The organism is Archangium violaceum, assembly GCF_016859125.1.
Classification (GTDB): domain Bacteria; phylum Myxococcota; class Myxococcia; order Myxococcales; family Myxococcaceae; genus Archangium; species Archangium violaceum_A.
The window spans coordinates 9673113-9690479 of record NZ_CP069338.1 but is presented as its reverse complement, the minus strand read 5'-3'; the positions used below and the strand labels follow the sequence as shown (position 1 = coordinate 9690479).

Below are 17367 nucleotides of genomic sequence, written 5' to 3'. Positions count from 1 at the left end.
GACCTATGTGGACCGCGAGCCGGTGGAAACGTTGGGCAGGCGGGCTCGCGGCGGCGGGTCTGCTCGGTGCATGCACCACGGTGCCGGTGTACGGCAACCCGGTCACCTCCGCCCCGGTGCAGCCGCCACACCATTTCTTCTCGGTGGACTGGTGGACGCAGCTCGTCAGCCCCACGCTGCTCGAGTATGCGCCGCGTGAGCTGGCCCAGCCGGCCTACGACGCGAAGAACGAGCGAGTCATCGCGCTCACCCGCGACGGCTACGTCCGGAGCCTTGGCGCGGAGGGCCAGGAGGCCTGGCGCTACCGGGTGGGCAACCGCTTCTACGCGGGCGCGACGGTACACGAAGGCATCGTCTATGTGCCGGGCACGGACGGTGTGCTGTACGCCCTGGACGGGAAGACGGGCGAGCTCAAGTGGAAGTACGAGGCGGGCGAGGCGCTGGCCACGGCCCCGGCGCTCGCGGGCGACCTGTTGCTGGTGGCCTCGCAAAGCGACACCCTGTTCGCGGTGAAGAGGGCCACGGGCGAGCTGGCGTGGCTGTACCGGAGGGATCCACCGGCCGGCTTCACCATCCACCGGGCATCCGCGCCAGCGGTACGCGAGCAGACGGCGTGGGTGGGCTTCTCCGACGGCACGCTGGTGTCGTTGGACCTCACGGATGGCAGCGTGAGGTGGGAGCGGTCGCTGGCGCCGAGCGGCGTCCCTCAGTTCGTGGACGTGGACACCCAGCCCGTGCTGGACGAATCGGGGCGCGTCTACGCCGCGTCGTACGCGGGCGGCCTCTACGCGCTCGACGCCGAGACGGGTGACGTGGTGTGGAACTCGGTGGCGCAGGGCATCACCTCGCTGCTGGTGCACGCGGGCGTGGTGGTGGCCACGGGGGATGATCGCCTGGACGCCTACATGGCGGACAGTGGCAGGCTCATCTGGTCGCAAACCCTCCAGGAACGTGCCGGGATGGAGCCGGTGTTGGCCAAGGGGATGCTCCTGGTACCGGCACAGCGCTCCTTGCTCTTCGTGAACCCGCGCACGGGCCAATCGCGCCTGGCGTGGAACCCGGGAGAAGGAATCTCGGCTCCGCCCCGGGTGGTGGGGACGAAGGCGTACGTGCTGTCCAACAACGGCTACCTGTACGCCCTCCGGTTGGACGGGAGGAGCGGTTGACGCAGGGGGCGGCGAAGCGGACGGTCCGCGTGGTGGCCGCCCTCATCCCCCAGCCCGGGGATGACTCGCGGTTCCTGGTGCAGCAGCGGCTGCCGGGTGGGAGCCGGGGGCTGCTCTGGGAATTCCCGGGCGGGAAGGTGGAGCCCGGGGAGTCCGAGCCGGAGGCGCTTGCTCGGGAGTGCCGGGAGGAGCTGGATGTGCGGCTCCACGTGGGGAGGCGGCTATGGGCGGGGACACACGAGTATTCGGACCTGACGGTGGAGCTGGTGCTGTACGCGGCCCGGCTGGAGTCGGGGGAGCCGAAGACGCTGGGGGCGAACGCCCTGGCGTTCCTGACGCCGGCGGAGATGCAGGCGCTGCCGTTCTGCGAGGCGGACATTCCGCCCCTGGAGGACCTGGTGGCGGGCAGGTTGGGTCCGCTGGGCTGATGCTGCGGCGCACCTTCCAGCTGATTCCGGGCGTGGGTCCCTGGAAGGAGAAGGATCTGTGGGCCCGGGGCATCCAGACCTGGGATGACTTCCCCCAGTCTGGCGTGGTGCTCGGCCAGAAGCTGGACGATGGGGCCCGCCGGCGTCTGGCGCTGGCACGCGAGGCCCTCGAACGGCGCGACCTGAAGGGCCTGGCCGCCATGGTGCCGTCGCGGGAGCACTGGCGGCTGTACCCCGAGTTCTCCCGCGACGCGGTCTACTTCGACATCGAAACGGACGGCGCGCAGGAGCAGGTGCCCACGGTGGTGGCGCTGTTCGATGACGGCGGCCTGCGCGTCTTCATCCAGGGCCGCAACATGGACGCGCTGCCCGAGGCGATGGCGGAGCGGCGGCTGTGGGTGACGTTCAACGGCTCGTGCTTCGACGTGCCGGTGCTGCGTCAGTACTTCGGCAAGGCCTTCCCGACGCCGGACGCGCACATCGATCTGCGTTTCGTGTGCCGGCGGTTGGGCATGGGTGGCGGTCTGAAGGAGATCGAGGACAAGCTGGGGCTGGCGCGGCCGCCACACATGAAGGGCGTGAACGGGTGGGACGCCGTGCTGCTGTGGCGCGCGTACCTCGCTCGCGGGGACGTGGAGGCGCTGCGCTTCCTCGTCGAGTACAACCTCTATGACTCGTTCCAGCTCCGATCGCTGATGGACAAGGCGTACAACCGCGCCCTGGACGACCTGAACATGGACGCCGAACCCCGGGTGCCGGTGTTCGAGCGTGGCGAGGTCCTCTACGACGTGAGCCGGCTCATCATGGAGCTGGGGCCCACGGAAAGAGACCTGCGGGTGCTGGAACGGGTCCGCGCCCAGGACCGCGATCTGCGCCAGGACTGATTCCCCTCGGGAGAGGTCGGGCGGCCGTGTCAGCCCGGTCTGGTAGGGTGGTTGACGCTGGAGGTTCGGCGTGCAGGCCCTACCTCTGGCATTCCATTGGCGCGGCGTTGGCGTCGCGAAGGAGAGCCCGAGATGTCCGTCGACAGGCCCGAGTCCTCGAACCACCCCCGGCTTCTGTTCTCCGTGGATGGGACCCGTTACGAGCTCGTCCGCAAGTTGGGACGGCGGAGCAATGGCGAGCTGATGCTCGCACGGCGTCGCTACGCGAAGGGGCCCGCGGGCTCCGTGATCATCAAACGGCTGTCACGGCCGGTCAGCGAGAAACAGAAGCAGCGATTGAAGGAGGAGGTCCAGTTGGCGTACCGGCTGGATCATCCGGGCATCGCGAAGGTGCACCAACTGGTGCTGCATGGCGGCCTGCCATACGTGGTGATGGAGTACGTGGAGGGCCGCTCGCTGGAGACGGTGCTGAGCATCGCGGCCATGCGGCAACGGCCCATGTCCGAGGCCTTCGTCTGCCACGTGGTGTCCGAGGTCGCGGACGCGCTCCACCATGCGCACACGCGAACGGACGAGCACGGACAGCCCCTGGGGATCGTCCACCGGGACGTCAACCCGGAGAACATCCGGGTGGGCTCCAACGGCGAGGTGAAGCTGGTGGATTTCGGCGTGGCATACTCGCTATTGCCCGGGCGGGAGGCCACCACGGCGTCCGTGCTGCGCGGGGACATCGCCTATGCATCCCCGGAGCGCATGCGCCTGGAAAAGGTGGATCACCGCTCGGATCTGTTCTCACTGGGGCTGGTGATGCTGGAACTGCTCACGGGCAGGCACCTGTTCGACCTGGACGACGTGGAGCAGGCGGCGCGGGGGGCCGGGCCGGAGTCCGCGGCGCTGGCCGAGGTGCGCTGCGAGGAACCGAGCTGGGTTCCGGTCACGGAGATGGCGGCACGCATCGCGCGGTTCGGGCCGGAGGACGTGGAGCGGGCCACCCGGGGGCTCTCCGAGCCGCTGCGGGCCGTGGTGCACCGGACGCTCCGGAAGGATCCCTCCGAGCGCTACCAGTCCGGACTGGAGCTGCGGGATGCGCTCCGGGAGTTCCTGGTCATCCAGGGACGCACGTACGGGCGGCCAGAGGCCGCGCGAGAGGTGCTCGTGGCCATGAAGGAAGCGGAGCTGTTGCGTGAGTCCGCGGACGTGCTCGAACCGGACGTCTTCCCAGAGGTACCACCTCGGAGGACCGAGCACTGATCAGCGCTGACGCCGTTTTTGTTTCTTCGTGGGCGGCGGTGGCTTTTCCTTTTCGCCAGAGACCTGGAAGGGAATCCGGACGTCGGCGACCTCGCGGCCCTGGGAATCGGTCATCGACGTGCCGGTCTGCGCGTCGATGACCAGGGTGTATTTGTGGCCGGTCTTGAGGGGCGTGGGCAGGGAGATCCGGTACAGCAGCCCGTCGGGGGATTCCTCGGCCTCGTCATCCGAGACCATGGCGCGATCGACCTCATCGAACAGGCGGACGCGGTAGTTGCGCAGCGCCAGCGAGCTGCGCACCTCGAGCGTCGACGTGGGATCGATGAGCGGACGTCCTTCTTCCTCGCCAACGAGGGGAATGGATTCCATCCCGGCATCCGCGAGCGCGTACTGGAGCGTGAAGGACGCGGGACCCCATCCCGCGTCGACGCCGGCGTCCGGCTCGGTGGCGATGACGCCCGCGTCGGTGGTGGGGGCGGAGGGCTTGGGGCATCCAGCCACGACGAGCGCGGCCGCGCAGACGGCGAAGCTCAAACGGAGGAGTCGCATAGGGGCTGGAGACCCTATGTCCCAACGCCCAGGCGGAGAAGCCCGAAAGCCGGCGACCCGGCGCTGGGAGGCGCCGTTCTGGAGGCTGGAGAACGGGCCTGGGGCGGACCGGCGCCCACCCCGTCTCCCTCTGATGAAGGGTCTGATAAGATGCGTTATGTAAACTAAGCTCCCTGGCTTTCCGTGGGGCCCCTGACCATGGTTCCGGCGGCTGGCTGGCGCGGGCCTCCCTTCCGCTTCCGGCGGCTCCCTCTTCCCGACGAGCCGCGTCATCGCGACGCCCTCCTGGCGCTCGGAATCAAAGTTCCGCTCAGGGGTTCAGGGGCCGGGAATTTTCTCCCCGCTTGACCGGGACTGGCGGTTCCCAGGACAACCCCACCGCACCTCCGGATCCCGGAAAGGAATTTCATGAAGCGTCTGCTCCTCGTCGCCTCCCTGATCGGCGCCGCTCCCGCGCTCGCCGATGAGGGCATGTGGACGTACAACAACTTCCCCTCCTCCAAGGTCAAGGAGAAGTACGGCTTCGAGCCCTCCCAGCAGTGGCTCGACAAGGTCCGTCTGTCCTCGGCCAAGTTCGGCTACGGCTGCTCGTCGAGCTTCGTCTCCCCGAACGGCCTGGTGATGACGAACCACCACTGCGCCCGTGGCTGCATCCAGCAGCTCTCCACCGCCAAGAAGGACTTCATCGCCAACGGGTTCTACGCCAAGACCCAGGCCGAGGAACTTCAGTGCCCGGCCCTGGAGGTCAGCCAGCTCGTCCAGATCACCGACGTCACCGACCAGCTCAACACCGCCACCAAGGGCCTCACCGGCAAGCAGTACGCCGACAAACTCAAGGCCGAGATGGCCAGCCTGGAGAAGGCCTGCACCACCAGCGCCGACGTCCGCTGTGACGTGGTGACGCTGTACCAGGGCGGCAAGTACAACCTCTACAAGTACCAGCGCTACCAGGACGTCCGGCTCGTCTTCGCCCCCGAGCACGCCATCGCCTTCTTCGGCGGAGACCCGGACAACTTCGAGTTCCCCCGGTACGACCTGGATGTGACCTTCGTGCGCGTCTACAAGGACGGCAAGCCCGCGAAGATCGACAACTACTTCAAGTGGTCCGACAAGGGCGCCCAGGAAGGCGAGCTCACCTTCGTCTCCGGTCACCCGGGCAGGACCTCGCGTGGCCTGACCGTGGCGCAGCTCGAGCTCCTGCGGGACGTCACCCTGCCCAAGCAGCTCTTCAAGCTGTCCGAGATCCGCGGGATGATCTCCGAGTTCCAGAACCGCGGCGCCGAGCAGAAGCGCATCTCCACCAACATGCTCTTCGGCGTGGAGAACGCCCTCAAGTCCATGAAGGGCAAGCACGAGCAGCTGGTCGACAAGAACTTCTTCGCCCAGAAGGTCGCCGCCGAGCAGGAGCTGCGCAAGAAGGTCGACGCGGATCCGAAGATGAAGGCGAAGTACGGCGCCGCCTGGGACGAGATCGCCCGCGCCCAGGACACCTTCCGCAACATCCGCAAGGACTACGAGGCCATGGAGTCCGGCGGCATCAACTCGCAGCTCTTCGGCCTGGCCCGTACCCTGGTGCGCTACGCCGAGGAGACCACCAAACCGGACGCGGAGCGCCTGCGCGGGTTCAACGAGGCCAACCTGCCCATGCTCCAGAACCAGCTGATGAGCAAGGCCCCCATCTATCCGGAGCTGGAGATTGCCCAGCTGACGTTCTCCTTCACCAAGCTGCGTGAGGAGCTGGGTCCGGATCACCCGTTCGTGAAGAAGGTGCTCGGCAAGGAGTCCCCGGCCTCGCTGGCCACCCGCCTGGTCAAGGGCTCCAAGCTGGCCGACCTCAAGGTCCGCGAGCAGCTCTCCAAGGGTGGCAAGGCGGCCATCGCGGCCTCCAAGGATCCGATGATCCAGCTGGCGGCCCTGATCGACCCGGACGCCCGTGCCATCCGCAAGACGTACGAGGAGCAGGTCGAGGCCGTCGTCCGCAAGAACAGCGAGCTGATCGCCCAGGCGAAGTTCGAGGTCTACGGCACCGGCATCTATCCGGATGCCACTGGCACGCTGCGCCTCTCCTTCGGCGCCGTGAAGGGCTACATGGAGGATGGCAAGAAGGTGGAGCCCATCACCCTCATGGGCGGCACCTTCGATCGCCACACCGGCAAGGAGCCGTTCGCCCTCCCCAAGAGCTGGCTCGCCGCGAAGAAGGACTTGACGGCCACCACCCCGATGAACTTCGTCACCACCAACGACATCATCGGCGGCAACTCCGGCTCGCCCGTCATCAACAAGGACGCGGAGATCACCGGCCTGGTGTTCGACGGCAACATCCAGTCGCTCGGCGGTGACTACGGCTTCGACGAGAGCGTCAACCGCACCGTCGCCGTCCACAGCGAGGCCCTCATCGAGTCGCTCAAGAAGGTCTACAAGGCCGACCGCATCCTCGAGGAGCTGCGCCCCGGCTCCACGCCCGCCGTGAAGGCCAGCCCGGCCCAGTAGTCCCCACCTGTAGCACCCTGAAAACGGAAGGGGCTGCCCGGATGCACCCGGGCAGCCCCTTTGTTTTCCGCCTCGGCGCCCTTCCCGCGCGGCTACTCCCACTCGATGGTGGCGGGCGGCTTGGAGGAGATGTCGTAGACGACGCGATTGATGCCACGCACCTCGTTGGTGATGCGCGTGGAGATGCGCTCGAGCACCGGGTACGGCAGCCGCGCCCAGTCCGCCGTCATGCCGTCCACGCTCGTCACCGCGCGCAACACGCAGGTGGACTCGTAGGTGCGCTCATCCCCCATCACGCCCACGCTCTGCACCGGCAGCAGCACCGCGAAGGCCTGCCACAGCTCCTTGTACAGCCCCGCGTCGCGGACCTCCTGCTGGACGATCGCGTCCGCGCGGCGCACCAGCTCCAGCCGCTCCTCGGTGATCTCCCCCAGCACCCGGATGGCCAGGCCCGGCCCCGGGAACGGCTGCCGGGAGACCATCTCGTCCGGCAACCCCAGCTCGCGGCCCAGCGCGCGGACCTCGTCCTTGAAGAGCTCGCGCAGTGGCTCCACCAGCTTGAGGTTCATCTTCTCCGGCAGCCCGCCCACGTTGTGGTGGCTCTTGATGGTGACGGACGGGCCCTTGTACGACACGGACTCGATCACGTCCGGGTACAGCGTGCCCTGCGCCAGGAACTCCGCGCCCTGCACCTCGCGCGCGGCCTCCTCGAACACCGCGATGAACTCGCGGCCGATGATCTTCCGCTTCTTCTCCGGATCCGTGACGCCGGCGAGCTGCTCCAGGAAGCGCGCCCGCGCATCGACCGTCTTCAACGGCACGTGGAAGCGATCCACGAAGAGCGCCTCCACCTGCGCGCGCTCCCCCTGCCGCAAGAGGCCGTTGTCCACGAAGATGCACTGCAGCCGCGCGCCGAGCGCCCGGTGCAGCAGCAGCGCCGCCACCGAGCTGTCCACGCCACCCGACAGGCCACAGATGACCCGGCCGTGCTCGCCCACCTGCCGGCGGATGGCCTCCTCCGCCTCCTGGATGAAGCCCCTCATCGTCCAGCTCCCGCTCACCTTGCAGTCGGTGAACAGGAAGGCGCGCAGGATCTCCTTGCCCAGCGGGGTGTGCACCACCTCCGGGTGGAACTGCAGGCCGTAGATGGGCTTGCTCTTGTGCGCCGCCGCCGCGAAGGGCGAGTTGCCGCTGCGGCCAATGGACTCGAAGTCCGGCGGCAGGGCGTCCACCCGGTCTCCGTGGCTCATCCACACCTTCACCCGGTCACCCTGGCGGAACGCGGCCAGGGGGCCTCGCGCCGCCAGCACCTCCACCTCGGCGGCTCCGTACTCGCGGTGCGCGGAACGGTCCACCCGCCCGCCCAGCAGCTTGGAGAGCAGCTGGAGCCCATAGCAGATGCCCAGCACCGGCAGCCCCGCCTCGAAGACGAAGGGATCGCACTTCGGGGAGCCCGGCGCCTCCACCGACGCCGGCCCTCCGGAGAGGATGATGCCCCGTGGAGCGAAGCGGCGGATGTCCTCCGCGGGCAGGTCGGGACGATGGATTTCGCAGTACACCCCGAGCTCCCGCACACGGCGGGCGATCAGCTGCGTGTACTGGCTCCCGAAATCGAGGATCAGGATCTTCTCGGCGTGAATATCCACACACTCTCCATGGGGGGCGCGCGTTGACGGATGCGGCCCTTACCGCTACAAACTTTCGGAAATCAACCATTAAGTCCCGCTCGATGAGGTCCTGGATGCGCCTGCCCGCCGTTGCAACCGTCCTGTTGCTGTCCACCACCGGTTGCGTGAAGGAGATCTCCTCGGAGGAGCGACTGGATCGCGAGACCCAGTTCCTGGGGGCCAGCGGGAGCACCCCGGATGCCGTGGCGCTGGGCAAGATCCATTGCGACGACACCGACGACGCCCTCAACCTGGCCCGGAACGTCAACCGCCCGGAGACCGACCGGGTGCTGAGCTACATCGACCTCTACACCTCGCTGATGAGGCGCAACGCCACCTTCGAGGAGGCGATGAACCGCAACCCGGACCTCCACTACACCGAGGGCAGCCAGGGCCTGGTGGCCGCCCGGGAGAAATGCATCCTGCAGACCGCGGACGTGAGGATGGAGTTCGAGACCTACGTGCGCGAGCTCGTGGAGGTTCCCACCGTGCAGGAGATCAAGGGCGGCAACACCGTCACCGTGGCCCGGCTGGACTTCAACATCCTGCGCCAGGCCATCGAGGCCCTGAATCCGGATGACAAGGAGACCCTGCTGAACCGGGTGGTCAACGCGGAGAAGAAGGTGGCGCCCCCCAAGGTCGAGGAGGAGCCCGCCGCCGCCCCCAGCCCCAGCCCCAGCCGCAGGCGCGGCAAGTAGCGGGCGTGCCCCCCGGCCCCTCACGAGCGCCCTACTCCACCCGGTAGTTGGGCGCCTCCTCGGTGATGAGCACGTCGTGCACGTGGCTCTCCTTGAGCCCGGCCGAGGTGATGCGCACGAACTGGGCCTTGGTGCGCAGGTCCTCGATGGTGGGGCAACCCACGTAGCCCATGCCGCTGCGCAGCCCGCCCAGCATCTGGTGGATGTTCATGGACAGGCTGCCCTTGTACGGCACGCGGCCCTCGATCCCTTCGGGGACGAGCTTCACCGCCTCCACCTCCGACTGGAAGTAGCGGTCCTTGGAGCCCTGCTTCATGGCGCCCATGGAGCCCATGCCGCGGTAGCTCTTGTAGCTGCGCCCCTGGTACAGGATGACCTCGCCTGGCGCCTCCTCGGTGCCCGCGAAGAGCGAGCCGATCATCACCGTACAGGCCCCGGCGGCGAGCGCCTTGACGATGTCGCCGGAGTACTTGATGCCGCCGTCGGCGATGATGGGCACCCCGTGCTTGTCCGCCTCGCGCGCGCAGTCGTCGATGGCGGTGATCTGGGGCACCCCCACGCCGGCCACCACGCGCGTGGTGCAGATGGAGCCGGGACCGATACCCACCTTCACCGCGTCCACGCCCGCCTCGATGAGGGCCCGGGTGGCGGCGGCCGTGGCCACGTTGCCGGCGATCAGCTCGAAGCCGCGGAAGTTCTTCCGCGTGTCGCGCACCGCGTCGATCACTCCCTTGGAGTGGCCATGGGCGGTGTCGATGACGATCACATCCACGCCGGCCTTCACCAGCGCGTCGATCCGGGCCTCGCGATCCGCCGAGGCCCCCACGGCGGCCGCGCACAGCAGCCGGCCCTTGGCGTCCTTCGCCGCGTTGGGCCGCGTCCGGCGCTTCTCCATGTCCTTGATGGTGATGAGGCCCCGGAGCTCGAACTGCTCGTCCACGACGAGCAGCTTCTCGATGCGGTGCTCGTGCAGCAGCTTCTGGGCGTCGGCCTGGCTGATGCCCTCGCGGCCGGTGACGAGCTTGCGCGTCATCACCGCCTCCACCTTCTGATCCAGATCCGTGACGAAGCGCACGTCGCGGCTCGTCACGATGCCCACCAGCTTGCGGCCCCGCACCACGGGGATGCCGGAGATGTTGTTGTGCCGCATCAGCTCGATGGCGCGCGCCAGCGGCGCCTCTGGCTCGACGGTGATGGGGTCCACCACCATCCCGCTCTCGAACTTCTTCACCTTCATGACCTCGAGCGCCTGCTGCTCGGGGGTCATGCTCTTGTGGATGACACCGATGCCGCCCTCCTGCGCCATGGCGATGGCGGTACGGGCCTCGGTGACGGTGTCCATCGCCGCCGACAGCAGCGGGATGTTGAGCCGGAGGTTGCGGGTCAGCCGGGTCGAGAGGTCCGCATCTCGAGGAAGAAAGGTGCTCTCGGCTGGCTGGAGGAGAACGTCATCGAAGGTCAGCGCGAGCCGGATGTCGGAGGTCAGCAAGTGGGCTCCCGGGAGCGGCGGGTCATGCCCGCAGTGAAGCGGCTTTCCATAAGAGGAGAAGATCAGGGGCGCAACGCGCACTTTCACGAGCCGTACGCCTGAGCCACCGGCGAATGATGCTAGGATCGCCCGCTCCCCCCCTTGGTTCCGCCTCGCACAGGACCCCCTTTGACGCAGCCAAACAACAAAGCCGCGGGAGAAGCGCTCGGGTTGGTCGTCAAGCTGCCGTTCTCGACCCCCGAGGAGTTCCTGGCCAGGTACGGAGCGAACGTCACCCGAGGAGGCATCTACCTCCGCTCGAAGACGGTGAAGCCTCCGGGTTCGGCGGTCACCCTGGACCTCAAGCTGGCCGATGGCTCGCGCCTCATCCACGCCTCGGCCGTCGTCCACTTCGTCACCGGCCAGGCCGGTCAGGGCATCTCCGGCATGGGGTTCCGCTTCCTGACCGTGGACCCCGCGACCCGGCAGTTCCTCGACTCCGCGGTGGCCGCCCTGCCACACGCCCAATCATCCCTGCCTCCACTCCCAGCAGGCGTTGGGCCCGCTGATTACACGGTTCCCAACGCCCAGAAGACGCCGACGCTGGCGGATGATGCTCCTGCGGTCGCCCCGGGGCCCACTCCCGCGCCCGGGGAGCAGTTCCCCATGCCATCGTTCACCCCGTGGCCCGGAACCATTCCCGAGGTCCCGGAGCCGCCCGCGTCCCCGCCACGGCCCGCCCCTCCCCCTCATCCGGGAACGGACCCCACCGCCCGGTCTCCGGCGTTCACCCCCGCAGAAGTCCCGGTGGCGACCCAGGCCCCGGTGACCTCGACGCCTTCTGGGCCCGCCTCGTCCATCGCCCCGAGCGCCCCTCCCTTCGATCCACCCACCGAGGAGCCCAAGCGGACCGGGCCCATCATCGGCATCGACCTGGGGACGACGAACTCCTGCGCCGCCTACGTGCGCAACAACAAGCCGGGCGTCCTCCCGAGCAGGGAGGGACACAACACCGTCCCCTCCATCATCGCGCTCAACACCCGCGGCAAGCTCGTGGTGGGCCACCCGGCCAAGGGGCAGATGCTCACCAACCCGCGGCAGACGGTGTACGGCGCCAAGCGCCTGGTGGGCCGCCCCTACGAATCGCCCCTCGTCCGGCAGATCAAGGATCGCTTCGCCTACGAGATCGCCCCCGGCGATGGCGGTGAGGCGGCGGTGCGGCTCGGCGATCGCATCTACACCCTGCAGCAGATCTCCGCGCTCATCCTCCGCGAGGTGAAGGAGGTGGCCCAGAACCAGCTCGGCCAGCCCGTCTCGCGCGCGGTCATCACCGTCCCCGCCTACTACAACGACAACCAGCGCCAGGCCGTGCGCGAGGCCGGCCGGCTCGCCGGGCTCCACGTGGAGCGCATCCTCAACGAGCCCACCGCCGCCGCGCTCGCCTACGGCTTCGGCCGCAAGCTCAACCAGCGCGTGCTCGTCTACGACCTCGGCGGCGGCACCTTCGACGCCTCCGTGCTGGAGCTCAACGACACCCTCTACGAGGTGGTCTCCACCGGCGGCGACACCTTCCTGGGCGGCATCGACTTCGACAACGCCATCGTCGGGTACCTGCTGGAGCAGTTCCAACAGCAGCTCGGCATCCCCTTCCAGGGCGACCGGGTGGCCCTGCAGCGCATCCACGACGCCGCCGAGCGCGCCAAGTGCGCCCTCTCGGAGCGATCGCAGGTGCGCGTCCACGTGGCCTTCCTCACGATGATCAACGGCAAGCCCGTCGATCTCGACGTCAACCTCACCCGCGAGAAGCTCGTCGAGCTCACCGAGAAGCTCGTCGATCGCACCCTCGAGGTCTGTGCAGACGTGCTCGACGCCAAGGGGCTCACCCCCCGGAACATCGACGAGATCATCCTCGTGGGAGGGCAGAGCCGCTTCCCGCTCGTGCACGAGAAGATCTCCTGGTTCTTCGGCAAGGCGCCCACCAAGAGCGTGCACCCGGACGAGGCCGTGGCGCTCGGCGCGGCGCTGCTGGCGCACAGCCTGGGGCAGCTCGAGGGCGTGGTGCTCATCGACGTGCTCCCCATGGCCATCGGCGTGGGGCTGCCCGGTGGGCGCTTCAAGCCGGTGCTGGAGCGCAACGTGTCGCTGCCCACGACCAAGAGCTACCAGCTCGCCACCAGCCGGGATGATCAGCAGGAGCTCGATCTGATCATCCTCCAGGGCGACTCGGAGCGGGCCGTGGAGAACGAATACCTGGGGACGTTGAAGATCTCCGGGCTGCCTCCGGGGCCGCGCGGCTCGGTGAAGGTCTCCATCACCTTCGAGGTGAGCAACGAGTGCATCCTCAAGGTGACCGCGCGCGAGCCGACCAGCGGCGTCGAGGTCATGAGCATCTTCAGCACGCGCGACACCCCGGAAGAGGTGAAGGCGAAGCTGGGGCTCCACCACCCGCACACCTCGTCGCCGGCACGGACGCAGACGGGAGCGGGTGCCACCCCGGTGTACAAGCCCACGGCGGCTCCGCCGGTCCCGCTGCCCATCGCCATGGCCGCGACGGCGCGAGACGTGGCCCCGGGGGGCCTCGTGGGCTGGTTGAAGCGGATCCTCGGACGCACGTGAGCCGGAAAGCAGGGGCCCGAATCTCCCGGGGCCCTTCCCTTCCGGCTCGGGGGGAGGACGTCAGTCGCGGACTTGCAGGCGCTCGGTGCTGGAGGGCTTCTCGAAGACGGGCGCCGCGGCCGACTGGGCCTCGGGAGCGCCGGCCAGCAGGTGCGCGGGCACCGGCGAGGCCTTCACGGCGGCCTTGAGCGCCGCGCTGCGCAGGGCGGCGATCCGCTTGCGCCACACGAAGGCGACCAGGCCCACCACCGCGAGCACGCCCACCACCACCAGCTGGCCTTCCTTCATCCGGTCGATGGCGTAGTCGAGCTTGTCACCGAAGTGGAAGCCGAGCCACACGAAGAACGGCGCGGACAGGAGCGCCGCCAGGCCGTCCCAGAAGATGAAGCGCCAGTAGGACATGCCCGCGGAGCCGGCGGTGAAGTACGTCACCGCGCGCACCCCGGGCAGGAAGCGGGCGATCATCACGATCTTCTGCCCGTGCAGGGCGAACAGCCCCTCCACCCTGGCACGCTTCTCGGGAGTGACGACCCGGGCCAGGAAGCCCGTGGGTGAGCGGCCCACCTGCGTCCCCAGACGGCGCCCGGCGAGGAAGATGAGGCTGTCGCCCACCAGGATGCCTCCGAAGCCGATCAGCATCATCATGGGCAGGCTGGCCGCGCCCTTGTGAGCGAGGAACCCGCCCAGGATGAGCGAGATGTCCTCGGGCAGGGGCACGCCCAGCCCGCAGGCCACCAGGATGCCGAAGACGGTGGCATAGGCGAGGAAGCCGTGGGTACTACCCAGCAGGTTGGTGAGGAATTCTTGCACGCTCGTCTCGTCTCTCTTCACGTCCGTGGAGGCCAGGCGGGCGTCACCCGGACCCTGGCTTCCAGCGCCCCCGCATCAACCAGGGGCGCCTCGTCAAAACTCCGAGCCACATGCCATGGGCCAGTGTACCCCCCACGGCTGGCTGCCCCATCATCTCCCGTCGACCTGTTCTCCTCTTGGAGTCCGAGCAGCCTTAACCACGCGCCTCCATGGCCGCATGCCCTCCTCGTCACCCCCAATGGGTATGTGCGGGTAGACATGGGTAGGAGCACGCGCGAACATCCCTCGTATCGTTCACGGGGAAGGTAGCACGAGGTGCAAGGGGTACATCGTTACAACGTCACGTCTTGCCGACGAGCGACTTCATGGCCTCGCGGTTGTCGCGGACCTTCTGGCCGAAGTGGGTGACGATGCCCATCAGCAGCTTCATGCAGGCCTGGGGCTTCTGGGCGGTCAGCTTCTGGAAATCCGCGTGACGGATCTCCACGGCGGTCACATCCGTGACGGCGATGGCGGTGCACAGCCGCTCGCCCTTCTGGATGAGCGACAGTTCACCCAGGGGCTCACCCGTGCCTACATCCCCGAGCGTCACCTCCTCGCCCGCGGTGTTCCTCGCACTCAGGCGGACGGTGCCATCTCCCACGATGAAGAGGGACTCTCCCGGACGGTTCTCCAGGAAGAGCGCCGAGCCCTTGGGGAAGGCCCGGGCCATCCCGATGGCGGCGAAGATCTGGATGCCGACATCGGTGAAGTCCTTGAAGAGCGGGCTCGCCTTGAGTGCGGCTGCGACCTCCATGCGGTGTGGTCCTAACACGCACGCTGGCGTGCGTCACGTTAACGGCTGGCGCGGTGGTCGGCGGCCGTGTGGACGTAGTGCTTCGCGGACTCGAGAAGGAAGGCGCGCTCCTCGTCGGTGAGGGTCCGCTTCACCTTGCCCGGAGAGCCCACCACCAGCGAGCCCGGAGGAATCTTCGTCCCCGGGGTGAGCAACGTGCCGGCGCCGATGATGCAGTCGTCGCCGATCTCCACGCCGTCCATGACGATGGCGCCCATGCCCACCAGCACGCGGTTGCCCACCGTGCACCCGTGCAGCACCACGTGGTGCCCCACCGTCACGTCGTCACCGATGTGTGTCGCGTACCGGTTGCTGGTGACGTGGATCATCGTGAGATCCTGGATGTTGGTCCGCTGGCCGATGCGGATGGGATTCACGTCCCCCCGCAGCACCGAGTTGAACCACACCGAGGAGTCCTCCCCCAGCTCCACGTCTCCGATCACCTGGGCCGAGTCCTCGATGAAGCAGCTCGGGTGGACGCGCGGGGTCTTGTCCTTGAAACGTCTCAGGGCCATGGGTTTGGGCTCAGGCGACGACGCAGGAGAGCTCGGGTTGAGGGGCCTCGGCGGCGGGCATCACCGTGGGCGGGCTCAGCATCGCCGTCTGCTTCCCGGCGAGCTGGTTGGGCGTGGCGCTCTCCACCAGCACCTTCACGAAGGACCCGGCCGGCGCGTCGCCCTCGAAGTTCACCGTGCGGTTCTCCGGCGTGCGCCCGAAGCGCTTGAGCGGGTTGTAGCGCGAGGGCCCCTCCACCAGCACCTCCACCTCCTGCCCCACCAGCGCCGCGGTCACCTCGGCGCTGATGCGCCGCTGGATCTTCTGCAGGCGCTCCAGCCGCTCGATCTTCACCTCGTGCGGCACCGGACCCCACTCGTCCTCCTTCAGCGCCGCGCCCGTCTTCGGCCGGGGGCTGTAGATGAACGAGAACTGGTTGTCGTAGCGGACCTTCTCCGTGAGCTCGAGCGTGAGCGCGAAGTCCTCCTCCGTCTCGCCGGGGAAGCCCACGATGATGTCCGTGGTCATCGCGATGCCCGGACGCGCCGCGCGCAGCTTCTCCAGCCGCTCCAGGTACTGGGCCACGGTGTAGTCGCGCCGCATCCGCTTGAGCACCGGGTTGGAGCCGCTCTGCACCGGCAGGTGGAAGTGCGGCATGATCTTCGGCTGCGTCCGGAAGGCCTCGATGAGCTCGTCCGACAGATCGTGCGGGTGGCTCGTGGTGAAGCGCACGCGCTCGATGCCCGGCACCTCCGCGGTCCGCAGGAGCAGCTGCGCGAAGCTGATGCCGCCCCGGTACGAGTTCACGTTCTGCCCGATGAGCGTCACCTCGCGCACGCCCACCCGGGCCAGGTCCGCCACCTCCGCGAGCACGTCCGGGAAGGGCCGGCTCACCTCGCGGCCACGGGTGTGCGGCACCACGCAGAAGGAGCAGACGTTGTCACAGCCCTTCATCACCGTGACGAACTCGGTCACCTTGCCGCGGCTCGTCTCGGGGTCCGCGCGCGGGAAGACGTACTCCTCGGAGTCCACCCAGGCCGTCTCCACCACCCGCTCGCGCTCGCCCTGCACGCGGCCGATGATCTCCGGCAGCTTCGCGATGGAGTCCGGGCCGAAGACGAAGTCCAGGTAGGGCACCTTCTTGAGGAGCTTGTCCTTCTCCTGCTGGGCCACGCACCCGCCCACGCCCAGCAGCGTGCCGCGGGCCAGCTTCACCGTGCGATAGCGGCCCAGGGCGGAGAGCATCTTGTCCTCGGCCTTCTCCCGGATGGAGCAGGTGTTGAGGATGATGAGGTCCGCCTCCTCCGGAACCGGCGTGGGCCGGTACTCCAGCTTGCCGAGCACCTCGCTCATGCGGAGCGAGTCGTTGACGTTCATCTGGCAGCCGAAGGTGTGGATGAAGTAGCGCTTCATGTGTCTTTCCGTACGGAGAACGGGCTCTTATGCGATGGCCCCCGGCGGATTGCAACGGTTGCGGGGGACCGGCGGGCAGGCGGGCGGGCGCCTCAGGGCCGGGTCAGGGCCTTCTGCATCCGGGTATGGAGGGCGACCAGGCGATCCTCGTGCTGGTTCAACAGATCGATCGCCTCCTGTCCGTAGCGCCGGGCCAGGGGCTCCAGGTCCTCGATCCGGTGCAGCTCGTCGCGGGCCTTGCGGGCCTTCTCGACGGACACGGCATCGGTCTGCTTCTCCAGCTCCGCCAGCCGGCTGCGCACCTTTCGCGCCGTCCAGCGCTGGCCGGAGTAGGCGCGCAGCAGGGCGTTACCCAGCTCCACCACCTTCACCGCCAGCCCGGACGCCTGGAGGCCCAGCTGATGCGCCGTGGCGAAGGCATCGTGCGCCACCGCGGCCTGCTCCATGTGGGCGAGGAAGGCCTCCTGGTAGCGGAAGAGGCCCTCCAGCTCGGCGGGGGTGAGGGGGTGGGCGGAGAGCCGCAACGTGCGCGAGTCGGCCGCCTCCATGAGTCCGGCCGGCGCGCCATCGATGTCATCGAACATGGAACGGGACATA

15 protein-coding genes are annotated in these 17367 nt (G+C 68.3%); 7 read left to right on the top strand and 8 right to left on the bottom strand.

All coding sequences use genetic code 11. The annotated features are described in order from the left end of the window. Positions 1-5: 5 nt before the first annotated feature. The 4 genes from JQX13_RS40925 to JQX13_RS40910 all read left to right on the top strand — a co-directional run bounded on the left by JQX13_RS40925 (position 6) and on the right by JQX13_RS40910 (position 3729). Entirely contained in the window at positions 6-1166 is a 1161-nt protein-coding gene (locus tag JQX13_RS40925) for a PQQ-binding-like beta-propeller repeat protein (protein WP_203404828.1), read from the top strand. After that, positions 1163-1594 carry a (deoxy)nucleoside triphosphate pyrophosphohydrolase gene (locus JQX13_RS40920; RefSeq protein ID WP_203404827.1) on the top strand — a complete coding sequence of 144 codons (432 nt, stop codon included), beginning with the start codon at positions 1163-1165 and terminating at the stop codon, positions 1592-1594. The genes JQX13_RS40925 and JQX13_RS40920 overlap by 4 nt, the downstream gene beginning before the upstream one ends. Next, a complete protein-coding gene (locus tag JQX13_RS40915; protein ID WP_203404826.1) occupies positions 1594-2478 on the top strand; it encodes a ribonuclease H-like domain-containing protein in 885 nt (294 codons plus the stop codon). Before JQX13_RS40920 ends, JQX13_RS40915 begins: the two co-directional genes overlap by 1 nt. A 132-nt stretch (positions 2479-2610) precedes the next feature. Further along, the gene (locus JQX13_RS40910; RefSeq protein ID WP_203404825.1) at positions 2611-3729 is read left to right on the top strand and encodes a serine/threonine-protein kinase; all 1119 of its coding nucleotides are present in this window, start codon (positions 2611-2613) and stop codon (positions 3727-3729) included. Here JQX13_RS40910 and JQX13_RS40905 read toward each other — a convergent pair whose 3' ends face one another. Next, positions 3730-4278: a hypothetical protein gene (locus tag JQX13_RS40905; RefSeq protein ID WP_203404824.1), complete on the bottom strand. Its 549-nt coding sequence runs from the start codon at positions 4276-4278 to the stop codon at positions 3730-3732. Between the two features lie 408 nt (positions 4279-4686). Between JQX13_RS40905 and JQX13_RS40900 the strand changes: the two genes are divergently transcribed. Continuing rightward, entirely contained in the window at positions 4687-6768 is a 2082-nt protein-coding gene (locus JQX13_RS40900) for a S46 family peptidase (RefSeq protein ID WP_203404823.1), read from the top strand. A gap of 92 nt (positions 6769-6860) precedes the next feature. Here JQX13_RS40900 and guaA read toward each other — a convergent pair whose 3' ends face one another. Further along, positions 6861-8414: a glutamine-hydrolyzing GMP synthase gene (gene guaA / locus JQX13_RS40895; protein WP_203404822.1), complete on the bottom strand. Its 1554-nt coding sequence runs from the start codon at positions 8412-8414 to the stop codon at positions 6861-6863. A 95-nt stretch (positions 8415-8509) separates the two neighbouring features. On the opposite strand from guaA, the gene JQX13_RS40890 reads away from it, so the two are divergent. Continuing rightward, positions 8510-9133 carry a hypothetical protein gene (locus JQX13_RS40890; protein WP_203404821.1) on the top strand — a complete coding sequence of 208 codons (624 nt, stop codon included), beginning with the start codon at positions 8510-8512 and terminating at the stop codon, positions 9131-9133. 31 nt (positions 9134-9164) lie between these two features. On the opposite strand, the gene guaB is transcribed toward JQX13_RS40890, so the two are convergent. Then, entirely contained in the window at positions 9165-10622 is a 1458-nt protein-coding gene (gene guaB, locus JQX13_RS40885; protein WP_203404820.1) for an IMP dehydrogenase, read from the bottom strand. A 168-nt stretch (positions 10623-10790) separates the two neighbouring features. Between guaB and JQX13_RS40880 the strand changes: the two genes are divergently transcribed. Next, on the top strand, positions 10791-13217 hold the full coding sequence (locus JQX13_RS40880) for a TIGR02266 family protein (protein WP_203404819.1): 2427 nt from the start codon (positions 10791-10793) through the stop codon (positions 13215-13217). Positions 13218-13277: 60 nt separating this feature from the next. Here JQX13_RS40880 and JQX13_RS40875 read toward each other — a convergent pair whose 3' ends face one another. The 5 genes from JQX13_RS40875 to JQX13_RS40855 all read right to left on the bottom strand — a co-directional run bounded on the left by JQX13_RS40875 (position 13278) and on the right by JQX13_RS40855 (position 17366). Further along, complete coding sequence (locus JQX13_RS40875; RefSeq protein WP_203404818.1) at positions 13278-14027, bottom strand: DedA family protein; 750 nt, start codon at positions 14025-14027, stop codon at positions 13278-13280. Between the two features lie 340 nt (positions 14028-14367). Next, entirely contained in the window at positions 14368-14823 is a 456-nt protein-coding gene (locus JQX13_RS40870; RefSeq protein WP_203404817.1) for a Crp/Fnr family transcriptional regulator, read from the bottom strand. Positions 14824-14861: 38 nt separating this feature from the next. Continuing rightward, positions 14862-15377 carry a gamma carbonic anhydrase family protein gene (locus tag JQX13_RS40865; protein ID WP_203404816.1) on the bottom strand — a complete coding sequence of 172 codons (516 nt, stop codon included), beginning with the start codon at positions 15375-15377 and terminating at the stop codon, positions 14862-14864. 10 nt (positions 15378-15387) lie between these two features. Continuing rightward, entirely contained in the window at positions 15388-16770 is a 1383-nt protein-coding gene (gene miaB, locus JQX13_RS40860; protein ID WP_203404815.1) for a tRNA (N6-isopentenyl adenosine(37)-C2)-methylthiotransferase MiaB, read from the bottom strand. Between the two features lie 92 nt (positions 16771-16862). Next, positions 16863-17366, bottom strand: a complete 504-nt coding sequence (locus JQX13_RS40855; protein ID WP_203404814.1) for a hypothetical protein — start codon at positions 17364-17366, stop codon at positions 16863-16865. Position 17367 lies beyond the last annotated feature (1 nt).

Bases quoted from the DNA above. Each gene is read 5' to 3' on its own strand.
- JQX13_RS40925 (WP_203404828.1), top strand. From the start codon at position 6: ATGTGGACCGCGAGCCGGTGGAAACGTTGGGCAGGCGGGCTCGCGGCG.
- JQX13_RS40915 (WP_203404826.1), top strand. From the start codon at position 1,594: ATGCTGCGGCGCACCTTCCAGCTGATTCCGGGCGTGGGTCCCTGGAAG.
- JQX13_RS40910 (WP_203404825.1), top strand. From the start codon at position 2,611: ATGTCCGTCGACAGGCCCGAGTCCTCGAACCACCCCCGGCTTCTGTTC.
- JQX13_RS40905 (WP_203404824.1), bottom strand. From the start codon at position 4,278: ATGCGACTCCTCCGTTTGAGCTTCGCCGTCTGCGCGGCCGCGCTCGTC.
- JQX13_RS40900 (WP_203404823.1), top strand. From the start codon at position 4,687: ATGAAGCGTCTGCTCCTCGTCGCCTCCCTGATCGGCGCCGCTCCCGCG.
- JQX13_RS40890 (WP_203404821.1), top strand. From the start codon at position 8,510: ATGCGCCTGCCCGCCGTTGCAACCGTCCTGTTGCTGTCCACCACCGGT.
- JQX13_RS40870 (WP_203404817.1), bottom strand. From the start codon at position 14,823: ATGGAGGTCGCAGCCGCACTCAAGGCGAGCCCGCTCTTCAAGGACTTC.
- JQX13_RS40865 (WP_203404816.1), bottom strand. From the start codon at position 15,377: ATGGCCCTGAGACGTTTCAAGGACAAGACCCCGCGCGTCCACCCGAGC.
- miaB (WP_203404815.1), bottom strand. From the start codon at position 16,770: ATGAAGCGCTACTTCATCCACACCTTCGGCTGCCAGATGAACGTCAAC.
- JQX13_RS40855 (WP_203404814.1), bottom strand. From the start codon at position 17,366: ATGTCCCGTTCCATGTTCGATGACATCGATGGCGCGCCGGCCGGACTC.